General features: G+C 60.7%; 15 protein-coding genes and 2 pseudogenes. 16 read left to right on the top strand and 1 reads right to left on the bottom strand.

The annotated features are described in order from the left end of the window. Window positions 1-173: 173 nt before the first annotated feature. The 3 genes and pseudogenes from WI754_RS26835 to WI754_RS26825 all read left to right on the top strand — a co-directional run. Window positions 174-413 (top strand): hypothetical protein, encoded by a 240-nt coding sequence (locus WI754_RS26835; protein ID WP_341487028.1) that lies wholly within the window; start codon window positions 174-176, stop codon window positions 411-413. A 46-nt stretch (window positions 414-459) separates the two neighbouring features. Then, window positions 460-558, top strand: a pseudogene (locus tag WI754_RS26830) (dienelactone hydrolase); the annotation flags it as partial. A 1,204-nt stretch (window positions 559-1,762) separates the two neighbouring features. Beyond that, window positions 1,763-1,906, top strand: a pseudogene (locus WI754_RS26825) (IS3 family transposase); the annotation flags it as partial. Window positions 1,907-2,067: 161 nt separating this feature from the next. Here WI754_RS26825 and WI754_RS26820 read toward each other — a convergent pair. After that, complete coding sequence (locus WI754_RS26820; protein WP_341487027.1) at window positions 2,068-2,907, bottom strand: BTAD domain-containing putative transcriptional regulator; 840 nt, start codon at window positions 2,905-2,907, stop codon at window positions 2,068-2,070. Between the two features lie 321 nt (window positions 2,908-3,228). On the opposite strand from WI754_RS26820, the gene WI754_RS26815 reads away from it, so the two are divergent. From WI754_RS26815 to WI754_RS26755, 13 genes are all read left to right on the top strand, one after another. After that, a complete protein-coding gene (locus WI754_RS26815) occupies window positions 3,229-3,825 on the top strand; it encodes a hypothetical protein (RefSeq protein WP_349437988.1) in 597 nt (198 codons plus the stop codon). A gap of 227 nt (window positions 3,826-4,052) precedes the next feature. Beyond that, window positions 4,053-4,688, top strand: a complete 636-nt coding sequence (locus tag WI754_RS26810; RefSeq protein WP_341487025.1) for a DUF4255 domain-containing protein — start codon at window positions 4,053-4,055, stop codon at window positions 4,686-4,688. Next, on the top strand, window positions 4,685-5,698 hold the full coding sequence (locus tag WI754_RS26805; protein ID WP_341487024.1) for a hypothetical protein: 1,014 nt from the start codon (window positions 4,685-4,687) through the stop codon (window positions 5,696-5,698). The genes WI754_RS26810 and WI754_RS26805 overlap by 4 nt, the downstream gene beginning before the upstream one ends. 33 nt (window positions 5,699-5,731) lie before the next feature. Beyond that, complete coding sequence (locus WI754_RS26800) at window positions 5,732-7,165, top strand: phage tail sheath C-terminal domain-containing protein (RefSeq protein WP_341487023.1); 1,434 nt, start codon at window positions 5,732-5,734, stop codon at window positions 7,163-7,165. Between the two features lie 20 nt (window positions 7,166-7,185). Then, window positions 7,186-7,623, top strand: a complete 438-nt coding sequence (locus WI754_RS26795) for a phage tail protein (RefSeq protein WP_104824462.1) — start codon at window positions 7,186-7,188, stop codon at window positions 7,621-7,623. A gap of 5 nt (window positions 7,624-7,628) precedes the next feature. Next, window positions 7,629-8,075: a phage tail protein gene (locus WI754_RS26790; protein WP_341487022.1), complete on the top strand. Its 447-nt coding sequence runs from the start codon at window positions 7,629-7,631 to the stop codon at window positions 8,073-8,075. Window positions 8,076-8,147: 72 nt separating this feature from the next. Beyond that, window positions 8,148-8,318: a DUF5908 family protein gene (locus WI754_RS26785; RefSeq protein ID WP_341487021.1), complete on the top strand. Its 171-nt coding sequence runs from the start codon at window positions 8,148-8,150 to the stop codon at window positions 8,316-8,318. Further along, window positions 8,318-9,028, top strand: coding sequence for a hypothetical protein (locus tag WI754_RS26780; RefSeq protein WP_341487020.1), 711 nt, complete (start codon window positions 8,318-8,320; stop codon window positions 9,026-9,028). Before WI754_RS26785 ends, WI754_RS26780 begins: the two co-directional genes overlap by 1 nt. After that, window positions 9,025-10,791, top strand: a complete 1,767-nt coding sequence (gene vgrG / locus WI754_RS26775; protein ID WP_349437984.1) for a type VI secretion system tip protein VgrG — start codon at window positions 9,025-9,027, stop codon at window positions 10,789-10,791. Before WI754_RS26780 ends, vgrG begins: the two co-directional genes overlap by 4 nt. 49 nt (window positions 10,792-10,840) lie before the next feature. Beyond that, a complete protein-coding gene (locus WI754_RS26770; protein WP_341487018.1) occupies window positions 10,841-11,107 on the top strand; it encodes a PAAR domain-containing protein in 267 nt (88 codons plus the stop codon). Between the two features lie 4 nt (window positions 11,108-11,111). Next, the gene (locus tag WI754_RS26765) at window positions 11,112-11,555 is read left to right on the top strand and encodes a GPW/gp25 family protein (RefSeq protein ID WP_341487017.1); all 444 of its coding nucleotides are present in this window, start codon (window positions 11,112-11,114) and stop codon (window positions 11,553-11,555) included. Beyond that, on the top strand, window positions 11,555-15,247 hold the full coding sequence (locus tag WI754_RS26760) for a hypothetical protein (RefSeq protein ID WP_341487016.1): 3,693 nt from the start codon (window positions 11,555-11,557) through the stop codon (window positions 15,245-15,247). The genes WI754_RS26765 and WI754_RS26760 overlap by 1 nt, the downstream gene beginning before the upstream one ends. After that, on the top strand, window positions 15,244-18,957 hold the full coding sequence (locus WI754_RS26755) for a hypothetical protein (RefSeq protein ID WP_341487015.1): 3,714 nt from the start codon (window positions 15,244-15,246) through the stop codon (window positions 18,955-18,957). The genes WI754_RS26760 and WI754_RS26755 overlap by 4 nt, the downstream gene beginning before the upstream one ends. The last annotated feature ends 14 nt before the right edge of the window (window positions 18,958-18,971 follow it).

Below are 18,971 nucleotides of genomic sequence, written 5' to 3'. Positions count from 1 at the left end.
AGAACACTGCAGCCAGTGTATCGAATTGCTCGGCGAGTAATGGAGATCGTGCCGACCAAACTGGGCCGCAAGACAGTTCCCGGATCGTTGCCGCTGCCGGAATTAAGAGCTACCATCGGCGTGCCGGTCGTCGACGCGGCGCGTTCCCGCGGGCCGGCACGGGAGAAACGGCCATGTTACGTTCAGTTCTGCTTGCACTATTCTTGTCGGTCATCCCCGCGACCGCTTTTGCCAATGAATGCCCGAGCATCATGGCCGCGATCGATGCGGCCTTGCCGACCGCAACCCTTGCAGAGCCCGATATGACGAAAGTCAAGGAGCTGCGTGCCAAAGGTGAAGAGTTGCACGCCGCCGGCGATCACGCCGGATCAATAGCAGCGCTCAACGAAGCCAAGAAGATGCTCGGCATCTAAACGTTTCATCGAGCGCGGCGGACACATTGCTTTCCTGGGTTGCTGACCGGCGCAGAAGCTCGCACAGACACGGTCCGGAGCCCGCGGAGCCCTGCTCTTCTATTCCTACCTCCCGATCAGCGGCGAGTGGGCCCTTGGACCTTGGCTGCGCTTCGGATCGGTGAGCTGCAACGGGCATGATTGCCTCCAAGGTAGGGTGTTTGCGGATCACGTTCAGTCACTCTCGGTGACGATGGATCATCATGGCGCACGCTGGCGCATCTGTGGGCTTGAGGTCGTAAAGAGGCATTGCGTGGAGGTTCCATATCGAAGAGCTTGGGGCAGGGGACTGGGAGATGAAAATCGAGGGCTACTGTGCTCACACCTCCTGTGCCTTCTCCGATTTGATCGAAAGTGCGGCACAGTTGAGCGCTTGGCTATCTCTTTGATTGCCTTTTTTGCTCAGTAGTTTTCGTTGCAGCCGCAGGTTCAAATCCCGCCCCCGCAACCACGCTACAGCACGCCATAAGCACCAAAACTACGATCCGATGCGATGGATATCAATGGGTTCAAATCCGCTTCATACCCAGTAAAGGTCAACCTGCTAGCTTCGACTGGCCGTATAGACTCCAGCCGCCGCATTGAATGTATGGTAGAGGCGCTCGATGAAAAGTTGCCGCTTGCCATGGCTTCCCTTATCGTCGGAATTTGATACGAATCCTCGGATAAGGTTTCCTTAGTTCCGAGCTATCGTATCAATGCCCGAATCTCTCTCAACGCCAAATCTCCCACGCTCTACTGACAGCGCGTGGGATCGCGCGTCTTGTGGAGCTGCGCGACGCCGGCGTGGGTGTTACACGGATATCGCCGCATTCCCGATGCCTCATGCCGTTGTAGCCGCTAGCCGGGGCAAATGAGCGGCTTGGTGGTGTCTTGCCAATCACCACCATCTGATGAAGTCCCGAATGATCGGCTGTGCGATGAAGTCGTCGATGGTCTTGAGCGCCGGGTTTCGATGCTAGCAAGAGCGGGGACGCCTTTGAGGAGTTGGCGGGCCGTTATTCGGACGGCCTGTTTCCGTTACGAGCAACGCGGCATCTAGCGTCGAGCTTGGGCGTCCAGGGTCACGAGCGTTGATGGCTTTGCCAATCCTACGGCTGTCCATATGTGAAGCTTGCCTGCCATTCCAACACGGCTGCAATCGCGCCCGCTTCAGGTGTCCGCGACCAAGACGATGCGAACTTTATTTCGCCTGATCACAGCGTTTGCAGGGGAATCGGAAATTTAGTCGGGCTACGTTCTGTATCCACTTTTCTGCCGGTGAAGATTTTAATTCTGATGGGGCTTGTACATCACTTTTCACACACGCTGTCCTGCCCGATCTCTTCATCCTTCACGGCTTCCCGGCGCATATTCGTTCCGACAATGGTCCGGAATTCATCGCCAAGGCATTGAGGAGACGGATTGCGCTCGTCGGAGCAAAGACGGTCTACATCATGCCAGGCAATCCTTGGTAGAATGGTTATTGTGAAGGCTTCAATTCGAGCTCAGAGCCGAACTTCGAAATTGTCGTCGAGCTCAGTCGGCCGGAGCTGTTGGAGAGGCAGGGTTCGCGATAGAGCCAATCCAAACCAATGCCAACAACAAGCGCTGATCTCTGGCGATCAACGGTCTGCTAAAAGTGCGATGCGTCGCCAACCTTTCTCAAGCGAGCGGAATCGACGAATTGGGTCTCAGCCAATTCAGCCAAACTAGCATCAATGCCAGAGCTGCGGATCAACTCCGCAAGCTGCATCGTCTGCGGCATCGGATCAATCTTCAGCTCCTGAAAAAGCAGGCTTTTGCACCGTGCGTAGTGGTGTATGGCTTCGGCGCGCTGACCGTTCATGACGAGCAGCAACATCATGCTCCGATGTACATTCTCCCTCAGCGAGTCATGACCAAGTATCCTCCGGCCATAGTCAAGAGCATCTTCATAACGTTTGTCGCGCGCTGCATTGTTCATCAAGTCTACAAGCGCGCGCATATAGAGGCACTGCAACCGTTCGCGTTCCAGCACGATCCAATCGTGGTCTTCCCCATCGAGAAATGGCCCACCATATTCGTCCACTGCTGATTGCAGCGCGAAACTGGTTGCCGCTGCATTGCCAACGGTCGCCAGTTCCCTGGATTTCCTTATCCGTTCCAAGAAGCTGTGAAGATCGACGGAGATGGATTCGCAGGATTCTAAAATCACCTCATCTGAGGTCGTAATAAGTTGACGTGCCACACGTGCACTCCCGCTCGTTTCGAGCAGCTTGCGCAAACGCCATATAGCTGTATTGAGGGCCGCGCGAGCATTGTCCGGCTCCAGATTCTCCCAGAACAAGTCTGCTAGCTTTTCGCGTCGATGAGCCCGGCCCGGAAATGTCAGAAGGTAGCAGGCCAGGCGCCGTCCACTCTGCCCGAGCTCATTTCTAATGCGAGTACCGTTTACAACAAAGGATATGCCACCCAGCATGATTACGTTGAGCATGGCTTGGCCGCCTTCGTTGATTGGATGATCCACTATTTAAGGTTGAATGAAAATCTGCTTCACCTGCAGGGAAGGGTAACCCGGCCGGCTCCTATACTTGGCGCACAGGCCTTTGTACCTTACTGCTGCATTTTTTTCTACAGCGCGCAGCTATCATTTAGCTCGGTCACGTTGCAATCACCATCGCATCACCACTGCCGGTCACCTTGCCGGCAGCCGGCCAAAAATCAGCTCGATGGTGTTCGTCGCGCTTGAGCAGCCTTGAATAGACCCGGCAGCTGGGGGCAGGCCTGCTTACTCATCGTCATTACCGGGCAACGATTGGGCGCCGAGCTGCTCTCGGATGATGTCGAAAGCGCTTTCGATATCATCGAAGGCGCGTTGCCTCATGATTGGCTGGGCGTGGGGATCTATGTGCCATACCCAACCACGCCAACGGGGAGGCGATACCTGCTCAATCCATGCGACAATCCTGAACAGATGGCGGTCGCCAATTTGCGCCTGGTCCTTGTTGGTACGTTCCTCAATCATGAGGCTATAGTGCCGCAATCCACCTGTGGAACTGTCACTCATTTCTCGTTGCGCAGTGAGTACAGACTATCCATCGAAACGCTGGCGGATCACGGAAATGTATCGCCCGCGCTGGATCGGGCGGACCAGTTGAAGCGCCAGTTGAAGCGAATGTGTCGTGATAGGCTTGCGCCGCCGCTTTTCCCGCGCTTCGGGGCCGTTGCCTGGATGCGGTTCAAGCACGTAAGAGGTTTTGTTCGCTCTGGCCTCGGCTCCATTCTGCGAGCCGATCCGGCCGGCCATCAAAGAGTTCGTGGTCCTGAAGGCGTTTCGACACGCGAAGTGAATGCTGTCTGCCCTTCTATCCCCGACCGGTGGCGTCGGTTCTTCGGCTCAGTGATCCATTAGGCGGATCAGTCTTGAATGCGAAGACCTCCGGCCCAGTTCGGCGCATGGATCTGGTTGCCCACTGTCGTGATGGTGCGGTGAGGACGCAGTGATGATGCTGAGGCGGGCATCCCTCAACATCCGGTTCAGCTTCCGAATTTCCTGGAGATGCGATGCCGAGGCGTCCGCGCTGCATCCAGCCATCTTCGGACAGATGAAACGAACGCTTGCCTCACAGGATTAGCGCAATGCTGTCGCATGCCCTGACAATCGTCATCAACGAGCTCGATAAGCATCTGACCGATGCTTACGCGGCGGTCGCGCCTCAGGTTCGCCTTGCCAACATCGCCGAGGGCGTGGGCAACGGCGCAAACGCCGGGGTGCCGCGCGATGTTCTCAGCTTCTCGATGGTCAATCTCCGCGAAGAAAAGGCGCTGAAGAACGGGCCGCACTACGCCCGCAACGACATGGCCTTGCGCGCCGTCTATCAGAACCCTCCCATCTTTCTGAACTTCCACGTCCTGGTCGTCGCCACGCATGGCAAGTACGAAAACGCATTGCTGATGCTTTCGCGAGCGATCCGGTTCTTCCAGTTCAACAACGTATTTGATCAGAATTCAGTCGCGCCGGACTCCCTCACGAAGAATCTGGTCGGCAGCCCGCTGGATCACCTGGAAGCCTTCAAGCTGATCTTCGATCTTTATTCGCCAACGATGGAGGAGGTGAACCATCTCTGGGGGACGCTCGGCGGCAAGCAGTATCCTTTCGCGCTGTACACGCTGCGACTGCTCGAGCTGAAGTTCCAGGCGGTCCAGAGCGAAGCCGGGCTGATCACCGAGGTCGTCACCGATTTCGGTCAGCGGAATGCGGTTGCCGGCCGATGACTGAGCGCGCCACGACCGTATATCGCCGTCTGTTCGAAGTGAGGTTGCTGCATCACTACTGGCTGGATGACGGCGCCGCCGTCTTTGACAATGCACCGGCGGCCGGCCAGCAAGCACGCCTTCTGGCCTACGACGCGCGCGCGTTCCTCAAAGTCAGGCCGACGCGCTCAACCGACGACCTGTTGAGTGGCTTCGGCTGCATCTTCAGGGCGACTGCCCTCGGCTTCGTGGTCGCAGCGCCCAAGGCGGCGGCAATTGATCAGACAATCCTGTTGAGCTTCGCCGTGTCGGTGATCGACAGCGATTTCTTCGACTACACCGCCCTCACGCTCCTGCCCCGGAAGCTCTACGAACTCTCCGATCCAACCGACAATACTCCGGACCGTGCGACATACCGGTTCAAGGAGAATGTCCCGGTTCTTTCCAACCTGACCGGGGCAACGAGGGGCAGCGGCGCCAGTCCAACCCTGTTTCTTTCGCGCGAGACCCCGGCGCCCGACGCGACGGACCGGGTCGAAGCGCTGGTCAAGTCCGGCACCAAGCTGGTGCAACTCACCAGCGACAATCCTGGCGCCACCAAGCAACAGCTGGGCACGCTGGCCGGCCTGCCACTCTATGTAACCCAGGCGGACGCACCGCCGATCGTTACGCCGGCCGGCATTAGCGGCGCGCCTGCCCGCGGCGTGACGCTGTCGGATGACATTCCGGACGACGTCTTTTTGCTCATCCGCCTCAGCGCCGTGCGCGCCGACAACGGCGCCTTCAGTTTCGTCGATGGTAACGGTGCACCGAAGACCACGCCACCGGTCTATCAGGTGCGCTTCAAGAACCGCGCGACGTTCTGGAACTATCGAAAAAAACAGGACGGCACGGCCGTCACAGCCGAGCCGGACGCGTTGCCGCTGACGCATTTCGGGAATGCGGGAACCAGGCAGAAGCCGTCCGGCACGGTCAAGGCCGAGCAGAACGGCGCAAAGATCACGCGGTTGGTCTCCGATATCTACGTCTAGGAATTCAACTCGTTTCGGTGAAAGGAAACCTCCATGGCGACCGCTTACAAGACACCCGGTGTTTACATCGAGGAAATAGCGAAGTTTCCGCCGTCCGTGGCGCCCGTCGAGACGGCGATCCCGGCGTTTATCGGTTACACGGAGAAGGCTACCGACGGCGTACTCGATCTGAAACTCAAGCCGACACGCATTTCGTCCCTGGTTGACTACGAAACCCACTTCGGTGGACCGCAGAAGGAAACCGACATCACGGTCGCGGTCACCCAGACAAAGAGCGCCGGGCTGATCACTGCCCAGAAGGCGGTGGCCGAACTGGCGGAAGAAAAGCGCTCCAAGCACATCCTCTATTATTCCCTTCAGCTCTACTTCGCCAACGGCGGCGGACCTTGCTACATCATCTCGGTAGGCCCCTATAAGGCAACGATGGCTGCAGCACTTGTCGAAACGGAGTTGGACGCCGGGCTAGTCGCTGTGAAGAAGGAGGACGAGCCTACACTGATCGTCATTCCGGAAGCTCAAAGTCTTTCGATCGGCGACTTCAAGACCCTCCAGGATGCCGCGCTGGCACAGTGTGCCGACTTGAAGGACCGCTTCGTGATCATGGACGTCCACGGCGATGGAGAATCGCTGTCCGACCCGACTGCCAACCTCATCACCGCAATCAATGAGTTCCGGAGCAACGGAGTTGGCGCCAATAATTTGAAGTATGGCGCCGCCTACGCGCCTAACCTCGAAACCACGCTCAACTTCGACTTCGAAGAGAGTAGCATCAACGTCATAATCAACACTGACGGCGCCGCCGCCGCCGCGGTCAAGCTCAATACGCTGTCGGCGACCGACAATGCCGCTTACGAATTGTCGAAGGCTGCCATCACGGATCTGCCCTGCAAGTTGCCGCCATCTCCGGCGATGGCGGGTATCTATGCCGCCGTCGACAGCAGCCGCGGCGTCTGGAAGGCGCCCGCAAATGTCAGCGTCGCGACGGTCGTCAGGCCGGTCATCCAGTTCACCAATATCGAGCAGGATCAGATGAACGTCGACCCCACCGGCGGCAAGTCGGTGAACGCGGTTCGTCCGTTCATCGGCCAGGGCACACTGGTCTGGGGGGCGCGCACGCTCGCCGGCAACGACAACGAGTGGCGCTACATCAACGTGCGCCGGCTTTTCATCTTCATCGAGGAATCGGTCAAGAAGTCGACGATGCAGTTCGTCTTCGAGAGCAACGATGCCAACACCTGGGTCAAGGTGCAGGGCATGATCGAGAACTTCCTCACTACGCTGTGGCGGCAGGGCGCGCTGCAGGGCGTGAAGCCCGAGCACGCCTTTTACGTTTCGGTCGGCCTTGGCAAGACCATGACCGCACTCGACATCCTCGAAGGCCGCATGATCGTCGAGATTGGTCTGGCGGCGGTTCGCCCGGCCGAATTCATCATCCTGCGGTTCTCGCACAAGCTGGCCGTGTCCTGACCGGCCCATAGGAGGTTCCGATGGCTCAAGAATATCCGCTGCCGCGTTTTCACTTTCAGGTCGACTGGGGTGGAGCGAAGATCAGCTTCACCGAAGTCACCGGACTGGTGATAGAGCGCGAAAAGATCGAATACCGCCACAGCGACAGCAAGGATTTCAACAAGATCGCAATGCCGGGTCTTGTGAAGAACAACAATATCACTCTCAAGCGCGGCAAGTTCGAGGGCGATTTTGATTACAACACCTGGTTCGACGATGTCGCTAATGACCGGGTCGGCGGCCGCCGCGACGTGGTCATCCGCTTGCTCAACGAAAAGCACGACCCGGTTGCCGCATGGTCGGCGACACGCTGCTTCGCCGTGAAGGTCACGGCGCCGGACCTTAAGTCCGACGCCAACGAAATCGCCGTGGAGAGCATCGAGATTGCCCATGAGGGCCTGAAGCAGATGAAGGTGTAGGCGTCATGCCCGGCTACTACCCACCATGGGGCTTCTATTACAAAGTCGAGTTTCTGCTCGGCTCCGGTCGGCCGCCCACGGACGACGCCCGCTTTCAGACCGTGTCCGGCCTGTCGGTGGAGTATGACTACGAGAGCTTCAAGGAGGGCGGCGAGAACCGCTTCGAGCACAAGCTGCCGGTTCGCACGAAATATGCCGACATGGTGTTGAAGCGCGGCATGCTGGTGAACTCGAGCGTCATCAAGTGGTTCCTGGCTGCTTTTCGCGACCGGGAGTTTTCACCCGCCGACCTCAACGTGATCCTGATGAACGAGACTGGCGATCCGCTGCGCGTCTGGAACGTCGCGCACGCCATACCGAAGAAATGGCTGGTCAGTGACTTCAACGCCAACGAGAGCAGCGTGGTCGTCGAAACGATGGAGCTGACCTACCGCTACTTCAGCCTTCAATAGTCCCTTGGCTGGCGCCGCCGTGGGGTGGCGCGCTCCATAGTGCAGCACAGCATTTGTTAGGGGGGAGTCGACATGCCGGTAGAGATCAAGGAATTGCACATCCGCGTAGCGGTTGACGCAGGCCCCCCCCGCCAGCCGCAGGCCGCTTCGAGTCCGGGCGGTGGTGCAGCCGACAAGGACGCGATCGTTGCGGAATGTGTCGAGCAAGTGCTGCAGATCATGCAGTCGAAGCGAGATCGATGATGGCTCAATCAGGCAAGCACGGTAAGATGCTCATCCTTGCCTTCTCGGATTCAAAGAAGGCCGAGAGTGGCGGCGTTGCCGAAGCCGACGAGGCATTCGAGGCGCTTATCAACCCTGAAACCTACACGCTGGCCTATAAGCTGAAATTTGCCGAAGGCGGGCAGGGGCAGGGGACCAGCGGCAAGCAGCTCAAGTACGAATATACCGAGCCCGCCGAAATGTCGTTCGAATTCCTGTTTGACAATACTGGCATCATTGACGGCGAGCCCCGCGAGTCGGTTGCCACGGATCTCCAGCGCTTCAAGGAAGTCGTCATCGACTACAAGGGCGATGCCCACGAACCGCGCCATTTCAAGCTGGTGTGGGGCGAAAATTCGATCTTCAAGGGCCGCGTGACGGCGGTCGATATCATTTACAAGCTGTTCAACAGCAGCGGCACACCGATCCGCGCACTCGCCAAGGTTACCTTCAAGAGCAGCATCGAGGAGGAGAAACGCGCCGCCAAGGAAGACAAGCAGTCGTCGGATCTCACACATGTCCGCGTCGTCAAGCTGGGTGACACCCTGCCGCTGCTCTGCTTCCGGATTTATGGCGATTCCCGACGCTATCTCGAGGTGGCGACAAAGAACGGCCTCGACAATTTCCGCACCCTCAAGCCCGGCACCACTCTCAGATTTCCGCCAATTGCCAAGCGCGGGGCCGCGCCATGAACACAGCCACGACCATCCCGACACCGAGCACACCGGACGTCTGTACGATTGCCGTGCTGGTCGGCGACAAGGAGATACCGGGCTGGTTTCACATCCTCTCGGTGACGGTCAATCGTGAGCTCAATCGCATCCCGTCCGCCTTGATTCAGATCGAAGACGGCGAAGCCGCCAAGGCGACCTTTGCGGCCAGCAACGCGGAGTATTTCCTGCCGGGCAAGTCGATCGAGATCCAGCTCGGCTACCGCGCACAGAACCAGACCGTGTTCAAGGGTACCATTATCAAGCAGCGCATCAAGGTACGGAAGTCCGGCAACGTGCTCAGCGTCGAGTGCTTCGCCGACATCGTGAAGGCAAGCTCGGGCCACAGGAGCCGCTATTTCGTCGACAAGACGGACAGCGACATCATGGAGGAAGTCCTCGATGCGCATGGGCTCGCCAAGGAAGTCGAGGCGACTTCCGCAACGCTCGGGCAGGTGGTGCAGTACGACGCCACCGACTGGGACTTTCTGCTCTGCCGTGCCGAGGCAAATGGTCAGGTCGTGATGGTGGGGGACGACAAGGTCAGGGTCGCCATTCCCGCCGCCGATGGATCGCCCGCGCTGCAGATCAGCTACGGCTCCACCGTGCTCGAACTCGATGCCGAGATCGACGCGCGCTGGCAAAGCAAGGGGATCAAGGCCAGTGCCTGGAGCGCCGCGGATCAGGCGCTGGTCGAAGCCGACGGCAATGAGCCTTCAACGCCGGCGGCCGGCAACATCGCGGCGGCCGATCTTGCCAAGGTGCTGGGCGACACTATCGACGAGATCAGGCACGGGGGGGCGATCGACACAGCCCAGCTCCAGACCTGGGTCGATGCGCGGCTCCTGCGCATGCGTCTTGCGCGGCTGCGCGGTAGGGCGCGCTGCCAGGGCTTCGCCGCCGTGCTTCCCGGCAAGATCGTCGAGATCACCGGTATCGGGGAACGATTCGAAGGCAAGCTCTACGTCTCCGGCGTACGCCATAGCGTCTCTGCTGGCAACTGGGAAACCGACGTGCAGTTCGGGTTGAATCCGGAGCTGTTCGCCGAGACCCACAACCTGCGGCCCCTACCGGCAGCGGGCCTGTTGCCAAACGCCAGCGGACTGCAGATCGGCGTCGTCACCGCGCTTGAGAACGACCCCGAAGGCGAGGATCGTATCAAGTGCCGGCTGCCGCTGGTCGGCAGCAACGAGGAAGGCATCTGGGCCCGTCTGGCAACGCTCGACGCCGGCGAGAAGCGCGGCACCTTCTTCCGACCCGAGATCGACGACGAAGTGGTGGTCGGGTTCCTCAACGACGATCCCCGAGACCCCGTCATCCTCGGCATGTGCCATAGCAGCGCCAAAGCCGCTCCCGAGCCGGCGAAGGACACCAACCACCACAAGGGCTATGTCAGTCGCGAGAAGCTGAAGCTCACCTTCGACGACGACAAGAAGATTATCGGCCTCGAGACTCCGGCGGGCAACAGCTTCGCACTTTCCGAGGATGCCAAGGGCATCGTCCTCAAGGACCAGAACGGCAACAAGATCACCCTCGATGACAGCGGCATCACCATCGAGACCGACAAGGACCTGGTTCTCAAGGCCGGCAAGGACGTGAAGCTCTCGGGGATGAATACCGAATTCAGCGCCAAAAGCGCTTTCAAGGCGTCAGGCACGGCCACGGCCGAAATGTCCGGGGCTCAGACCAAGATTAGCGGCGACGCCATGACCGTGATCAAGGGCGGGATGGTGCAGATCAACTGAGGGCGGTCCCGGAGAGGACGACCCACGAACAAGAAGGAGGAGGCGGACCATGTTCGCAGCACGGGTTAGCGACATCATCGTCAGTACCGCTACGGTCGGTGTTCCGATGCCGATCATTCCGCCCGGTGCACCGTCCGTACTGATCGGCGGCCTGCCCGCCGCGCGGCTCGGCGACAGCTGCGGTGCCGACGCGATCGTGATGAGTTCGATGACGGTGCTGATCGGCGGCTTGCCGGCGGCGCGCATCGGGGATGCGACTGCCGGTGGCGGTGCAGTCGTAGGGCCGGGTCCGTTCACCGTGATGATCGGCGGGTGACGCGATGAACCGCGATTTCCTTGGCCGAGGCTGGTCGTTTCCTCCGGACTTCACGCGGGTTGCCGCAGGTGTTGCGATGCTTGAAGAGGATGCCGACGTCGCCTCGAGCCTCGAAATACTGCTCAGCACCACGCCTGGCGAACGCGTCCTGCAGCCGCTCTATGGATGCAACCTGAGCGAGCTTCTGTTCGAAACGCTCGATGCCCGGATGAAGACCCTGATGGCCGACAAGGTGGAGTCGGCGATCCTCTACTACGAGTCCCGCGTGAAGCTCGAAAGGGTGCAACTCGACGACAGCCTCGAGCTCGAAGGGGTCGTTCGCATCGAGCTGGTCTATCGGATCAAGTCGACCAACTCGCGCTTCAACTTCGTCTACCCCTTCTACAAGAACGAGGGCACCGACATCAACCTCACGACAATCGTCAACCTCATTCCGGACAGCGACTGATGTCGAACGATTGCGCACACAACATTGATCCACTGAAGCTCGTGCGCGAGGGCACCAGCCAGGAGGGGCGCCAGTCAAGCGCGCTCGATCCCGCCTTCGCACCGCTCAGCGGGCGATCGGTGTCGCATGACATCGTCTTTGCGCAGGGCTATGCCAACCTTCTTGACCCGCCGGGTTACTGGAGCGCGTTCTTCAGCAACGACCTGTCGGCGCCGCTCGCGGTCGCCGCCGTCGAGGATGTCGAGGCCTACAAGTCCAGCATCCGCTCCTGGTTCGCCTATCTCGACAACATGGACAACAAGGGTCGACAGGCCGCTCTGCGAAATCATCTGGGCTATCTCTACTCGGCCATCGGCACCCTGACGCAGACGCTTGATGACCTCAAGGATCGCCTGCCGGTCGAGATTCCCCTCCGCTCGACCTTGCAAAACCTCATCCGTATGCAACTTGCCCCGGCGTTCAGCCGGCTGGTCGCCTACTACAAGGCCGGCCTGAACGAGAACCTCGTCAATGTGGTGGCGCCGCCGGATGTGACGATCCTGCGCCGGTCGGCAGTCAAGTTTGCCGAGGTTCTCGCTTCCGGCCTGTCGGCGGACTGGGGCGACATTGATCCCCCGGCGGATGCTTCGGTCTATGGCGATGCCTCCGGCACCGTGTTCGTGCGCATCAATCATTGTGTCACGCACAACCTGTTCTGCTCGGTCTTCGACGAGTTCCTCAAGGTCCTGGCACGCGTCACTGCCGACGCCAGCCAGGCGCTGGAGCACTCGTTGACCGATTGGGACCAGCACGAGCCGCACTACGCCCTCTACCTGGCATTCCTGCAGCTCCTCGAACACGCCCGGACAGCGGCCAACACGCTGACGCAGCGCCATCTCGATTTCTACTACCGCACCATCCTCGCACTCAAGGAAAAGCCGGCCGAGCCCAGCCATGTGCATCTCCTCGCCGAACTCGCGAGGCACGTGCCGAGTCGCGAATTCCTGCCCGGCGAAAACTTCCGCGCCGGCAAGGATTCGGCTGGCAAGGACGCGTTCTTCGCCAATCTAGGCAACCTTGTTGCCAATCAGGCCGAGGTCGAAGAACTGCGCACCGTCTATCTCCACCGCGGCGAGCCGGTCGGCTCGAGCAACGCGGCCGAGGGCCGTATCTTTGCCTCGCCGGTCGCCAACTCCGACGATGGCCTTGGCGCACCGCTGACCTCGGCAGATCAGTCCTGGCACCCGTTCTTCAACAAGACCTACGCCGATGGTGCACTCGCGCAGATTCGGATGCCGAAGGCCGACATCGGCTTCGCCGTCGCCTCGCATCACCTTCTTATGGCGGAGGGAACGCGCAAGCTCGATCTGAGCTTCGCGGTCGGCAGCTTCACTGGCGGCGCAGGCCTCGATTTGACCGGCGACATCCGCTGCTTCCTCACCACAGAGAAGGGCTGGCTGGAAAAACCTGCCTCCCGTTTCGTTGCCGTTGCTGCCGACCGGCTTAAGCTGGAACTCACGCTTACTGGCGCCGATCCTGCGGTCGTGCCATTTTCCCCGGCCATTCACGGCGCCCCCACGCTACCCGGCTATACTTTCGCAACCAACTTGCCGATGCTGCTGGTCAAGCTCCGGCAGGACGACGAGCGCGCCTTTGCCTACGGCACACTCCGCGATGTGGTGGTCGGCGATGTGCAGCTGAAGGTCGTTGTCACCAGCCTCAAGTCGCTGGCAATCTCCAACGATTTCGGGCCGGTCGATCCCTCAAAGCCCTTCCAGCCCTTCGGCGCCCAGCCAGTGGCAGGCAACGGCTTCGTCGTCGGCTCCAAGGAGATATTCCAGAAGAGTCTCGAGGCGGCATCGATTCATATCGACTGGTTGATGCCTCCGAAGGTGTTTTCTAGGGAGGCGTACGAAAAGGGCCTCGATCCCAAGCTGGTGGCGGTCCACCTCAATCCGGTGGCCATCACGAACGAGTTCTTGAGGGACGGCCTGCCTCCGGTGCTTGCCACCTACCTGAGCGAGGCACTGTGGATTGCCCCGTCCACCGCCGCCGAGGTGAAGGAAACGGATAAGTCCGTCACCTTCACGCTTGGCGAAGACCTCGGCAAGCCTGTGCTCGACGCGCCAGATTTCACCCCCAACGAGCACTACAGCACCCAGTCCCGTCATGGCTTCGTCCGCATCGCGCTGAACCAAGGCTTCGGCATGGCCGAGTACCAGGCCGCGCTCATCGCGTACCTGAAGAATCCGAATGGAGGCGTGTCGCCTGGCAACCCGCCTGTCGGTCCTATCGTCGGTGCCATCTCGATGGACTACACGGCCAGTACCAGCCTGGCCCTCAACTCGACCAAGGGTACCTTCGAGGAGCGGATCGGCCGGTTCTTTCACCTCGCGCCCTTCGGCACCGCCGAGCAGCACCCGCAACTGAGCGGCGGGGTGGTACCGCATCTGCTGCCGCAATTTTCCTTTGATCGCAGCAATACGCTGCTGCCTAGCCAGGCCGAGTTCTACATCGGTATTTCCGGCCTCGTGCCGCCGCAGAATCTGTCGCTGCTGTTCCAGGTTGCCGACGGCACAGCCAACCCGCTCGCGCCAAAACCTGCACCGCACATTGACTGGTCTTATCTGCGCAACAACCAGTGGGTGGGACTGAGCGACGCCGCCGTCAGCGATCGCACCGATGAGCTGCTGGATTCCGGCATTGTCACGCTTGCCATGCCGCGGGACGCCACTAGCGTAAACACCCTCATGCCGTCCGGCTTGCACTGGATCCGCGCTGCCGTGCACGAACGCGCCGACGCCGTCTGCATGCTGCATCTCGTTGCCGCACAGGCGCTCGAGGCGGTCTTTGCCGATCGCGCCAATGCTCCGGATTTCGCGGCGACGCCGCTGCCGCAGGGCACCGTTACCAAGCTCGAAAAGCCCGACACCCGGATCAAGGGTATCCGCCAGCCATACCCCTCGTTCGGCGGTCGCGGTGCCGAACTGCCGCAGGCATTCTACAGCCGGATCAGCGAACGCCTGCGCCACAAGGACCGCCCCATCGCCCTGTGGGATTACGAGCACCTGATCCTCCAGGCATTCCCGCAGGTCTTCAAGGCCAGGTGCCTCAACCACACCCAGTACGAGCCCAACGAAGCCGGCACCGGCATCTATCGTGAGCTGGCGCCCGGCCACGTCACCATCGTCACGGTTCCAAACCTCCAGGCCCAGCAGCAGCGCGATCCGCTGAAGCCCTACACCAGCCTCGGCGTGCTGCAGGAGATCGAGGTCTTCCTCAACAAGCGCACCAGCTGCTTTGCGCGGTTGCATGTCAGGAATCCGGAGTTCGAGGAAGTTCGCGTCCGCTTCGACCTCAGGTTGCACGATGGCTATGACGAAACCTACTACCGGCAACAGCTGCGGCAGGCGATCACGCGCTTCCTCTCGCCCTGGGCCTTTGCCGGTGGCGGAGCGCCGACCTTCGGCGGCAAGGTCTATAAATCGGTGCTGATCGATTTTGTCGAAGAGCAGCCCTATGTCGACTACGTCTCCGACTTCCAGCTGTTCCACGACATCGGCGGGCATCCTGGCACTGTCGATCTGAACGAGGTCGAGGGGGCGAGGGCCATCTCGATCCTCGTCTCGGCGCCGGCGAGCAAGCACGACATCTCCATCATCAGTGCCGACCGCGACGGGCAGCTCCTCGAAGATTGCGGGTGCGAGACATGAACGCGCAGTCACCGACATTAACCAAGGAACCCGCATTCGCTCCGGCGCAAGACTTCCATGCGTTGCGCCGCGAGGGCGTCGGCTATATCGCCCGTGCCGGCAGCGCCCACTGGACCGACTACAACATTCACGATCCCGGCATCACCATCCTTGAGTCGTTGTGCTACGCTATCACCGATATCGGCTACCGGATCGACTGGGATATCGCAGACCTCCTCACGCGCAGCGACACCGCCAGCCCGGCGGATCCCTATCCCAACCAGCCGTTCTTCACTGCCCGCGATATCCTCACCGTTAATCCGACCACTCCGGACGATTTCCGCCGCCTGCTGATCGATCGGCCCAAAATCCGTAATGCCTGGCTGACCTGCAAGGCTTGCGCCTGCGAGGCGAGCTACTTCGCCTGGTGCGAGAACGACGAGCTTAAGCTCTCCTTCAGTGCGCCCGCCGATGTTACCCCGGCGCCGCGGGAAGCCTGGGCACGAGGGCTCTACGAGACGCTCCTCGAACTCGAGGACGATCCTGAACTCGGTGACCTGAACGATCGGATGATCGTCTCCAACACCGTGCATCGCGAGGCAGATCAGCGCCCACACCCGGTCGCCATGGAACTGCGCTTCCCCGACATGTCGCTGCTCGGCGGCGAACCATGGCGGCGCTTCGTCAACGGCGATAAGAGCTTTACGGTGACCCTGACCTGGCTGAGCGCCACCAAGACCTACAATCTGCTCACTGACGCCACCAAGAACGACGAACAGCGCAGCGCCTATATCCGCGAGCATTGGCGCGGTATCTTCTTCCTCAGCTTCCAGATCGATATCCCGAGCCCCGATCCGGCCAATCCGGCGCTTGCGACCTCGATCGTCATTGACCACGCGGCGCTGCGGGTCTTCGCCGACACGACGGTCAGGTCCGCTGCAAAACTCGCCGGCTGGAAGACCCTGTTCGGCGACAACACGGACCAGGGTTTCATTGCGCGCTATCGCAAGAAGGCGAGGGCGGTAGGCGATGCGGTGGCGGACGCCCGCAAGGTCCTCCAGTCGCACCGCAATCTCGACGAAGACTATTGCAGCATTTCCGCCGTCGGCATCGAAGAGGTCGCGGTGTGCGCCGATATCGAGGTTGAGCCCGATGCAGACATCGAGCGCGTCCAGGCCGAAATCTGGTTCGAGATCGAGCAATACTTCGGCCCACCGATCCGCTTCCGCACCCTGCAGGAGCAGCGCGACGCCGGCGTTGCGGTCGAGGATATTTTCAACGGTCCGGCGCTCGACAACGGCTTTATCGATGCTGCCGACCTTGACGCTGCTGCACTCAAGACCACGCTGCGCGGCTCCGACATCATCAACCGGCTGATGGAGATTCCCGGGTTGGTCGCGGTCAACCAGCTACGACTGACCAGGTACGATTCCGAGGGCAATGCCGTCAAAGGCGTGGCCGATCCCACCTGGGTCAAGGGCCAGCCGGTGTTCGATCCAAACAAGCTCAGCGCGGCCTGGCTGTTGTTCGTCGCGAGCCGCCACCAGCCACGCCTTTACCACAACCAGTCACGCTTCCTGTTCTACAAGAATGGTCTGCCCTTCCAGCCCCGGCTGGATGAAGCGATGGACACGCTGATCCAGCTGCGTGGCGACGCCGAGCGTCCGAAGAATCCGAGCGCGGCCAAGGACCTCTTGATTCCGAAGGGGACGCTGCGTGCCGCCGAAGACTATACGCCGATGCAGTACAGCCTGCCTGCGGCGTATGGCGTCAGTCCCGCCGGTCTGCCGTCCGGGGCGCCACCGGCGCGCGTCGCGCAGGCAAACGATCTCAAGTCCTATCTTATGGTCTTTGAGCAACTGCTGGGCAATTCGGTGGCGCAGCTGGCACACGGTGCCGATCTGTTCTCGCTCGATCCCGGCGTCGAGCATACCTATTTCGTCAAGGACTTCGGTTCGCCCGGCAGTGAGATTGCCGGCATGACGCCACCTTCGGCGGACGCCATCCAGCCGCTGCTGGAGACCCTTCCCGAGTTTCATGAGCGGCGAAACCGCTTCCTCGATCATCTGCTTGCCCGCTTCGGCGAGCAGTTCAGCGAGTACGCCCTGCTGCTCACCAACGCGTCCGGCAAGCCGGTGGCGCAGGCTCGGCTGATCGATGACAAGATAGGCTTCCTGACCCGTTATCCGGCGATCAGCCGCGATCGCGCCCGTGCCTTCGACTATACCGAGGCGCCGCTGTCGCCGGAGAACTACCCCGGTCTCAAGGAACGCATCAGCCTGCTGCTGGGCTTCCCCGGGCTAACCTTCGAACTGACCGTCGGTGCCCTCTCGGCAGCCGGCTATCCGGTCGATTTCGAGCTCGTCGACCGCAACAAGCGGCTGTGGTTCAAGGGGCAGGTCACCGTCGCCGCAGTCGATGAGACCGCTGCCAAGCAGGCCGCCTACCGCGCGCTCATCGAGCTTATGATCCGCCCCCAGGCCTACGTCATCTCTGCGCCGCCAGCTCCCATAACCCTGGCGCTGCACGATGCCGCCTCGGTCGAACTTGGCCGGCATCCGAACGAGTTCGATACGCCTGCCGCAGCCGAGGAAATTCGCGACGAGTTGCTGGCATGGAGTGCGAACCAGCGGCTGATTGTGGTGGAGCACCTACTGCTACGCCCCAAGTTCATCGGCGATGCGCTCTATCCTGCCTGCTGTGACGACGGTTGCCCGACTTGCTGCAACGAGGATTCGTATTCCTTCCGGCTGACCGTTGTCATGCCCGGCTGGACCCAGCAGTACACAAGTAGTCTCGACCTGCGCCGTTTCGCCGACCGCACCATCCAGCAGGAGACGCCGTCACACCTTCTGCCGAAGATCTGCTGGGTGGGCAATGACGGCTTCGTCGAGGACCCCTGCGACGAGATCGTCATCGACCTCGCGGACCTCCTGGTTTCCGAGGGGCAGACAGCGGGTGGTACGTCGCCCAGCCGCGACGAGGCCTGCGCTGCCGCCACTGCGATCTACCACGCCTTCAGCACGATCTTCGTCGACTGGCACGACGACAAGAAGTTCGTGTTCCTCGATGCCGCGGCGCTCAACCTGCTGATTGACGCGCTGTTCCAGACAGGACCCGCATCCGATGCCATCGCCTCGCCCATCATCCTCGCCCCGTTGTGGGAGAAGGTAAGGAAGCTGATGACTGTGCACTTTGTTGAGATTGCTCTCAACGGCTGGCAGTTCGAGCGCTTCGAGTGGGCCTGGTCCCACTGGCTGGAGGCCAATGCAAAGATCGACTGGACCGGCGAGGGTCTGGTTGAGCGCGTCGAGGCCATGCTCGCGGTCGGTTTCACCAGTCCCCAGCCTACCTCGACGACGACCTGCAAGGAGGCCCGGACCATCGTGACCGCCTACGGGACGGCATTCCATGAGTGGATGAAATTCAGCATTGCCTCGGGCACTACCTTCGACACGCTCGGCACCTTTACGCCACCCAGCCTCGATCTCCCGACGGGCATGACCTTCAGAAGTGGCACGGCCGAGGCCATCGAGGAACTGCTTGGCAGTCGCTACAGCGCCTACCGCGAAGTGTCCTACTGGCTCTGGGCCGTCGTCACGCTCCTCGGCCGCCTGCGCAACATCTATCCCGGCGCCACGCTGCACGACTGCGACGACGGTGGCGACGACAACCCGGTTCGTCTCGATAACACCGCCTTGGGCAACTACACGCGTCGGAAGACGCTCTGAACCTACCGCGAGGA

This window comes from Pararhizobium sp. A13 (assembly GCF_040126305.1).
GTDB lineage: Bacteria > Pseudomonadota > Alphaproteobacteria > Rhizobiales > Rhizobiaceae > Pararhizobium.
Note: the sequence above shows the minus strand (reverse complement) of the source record. Positions and strands in the feature narration are given on the sequence as shown.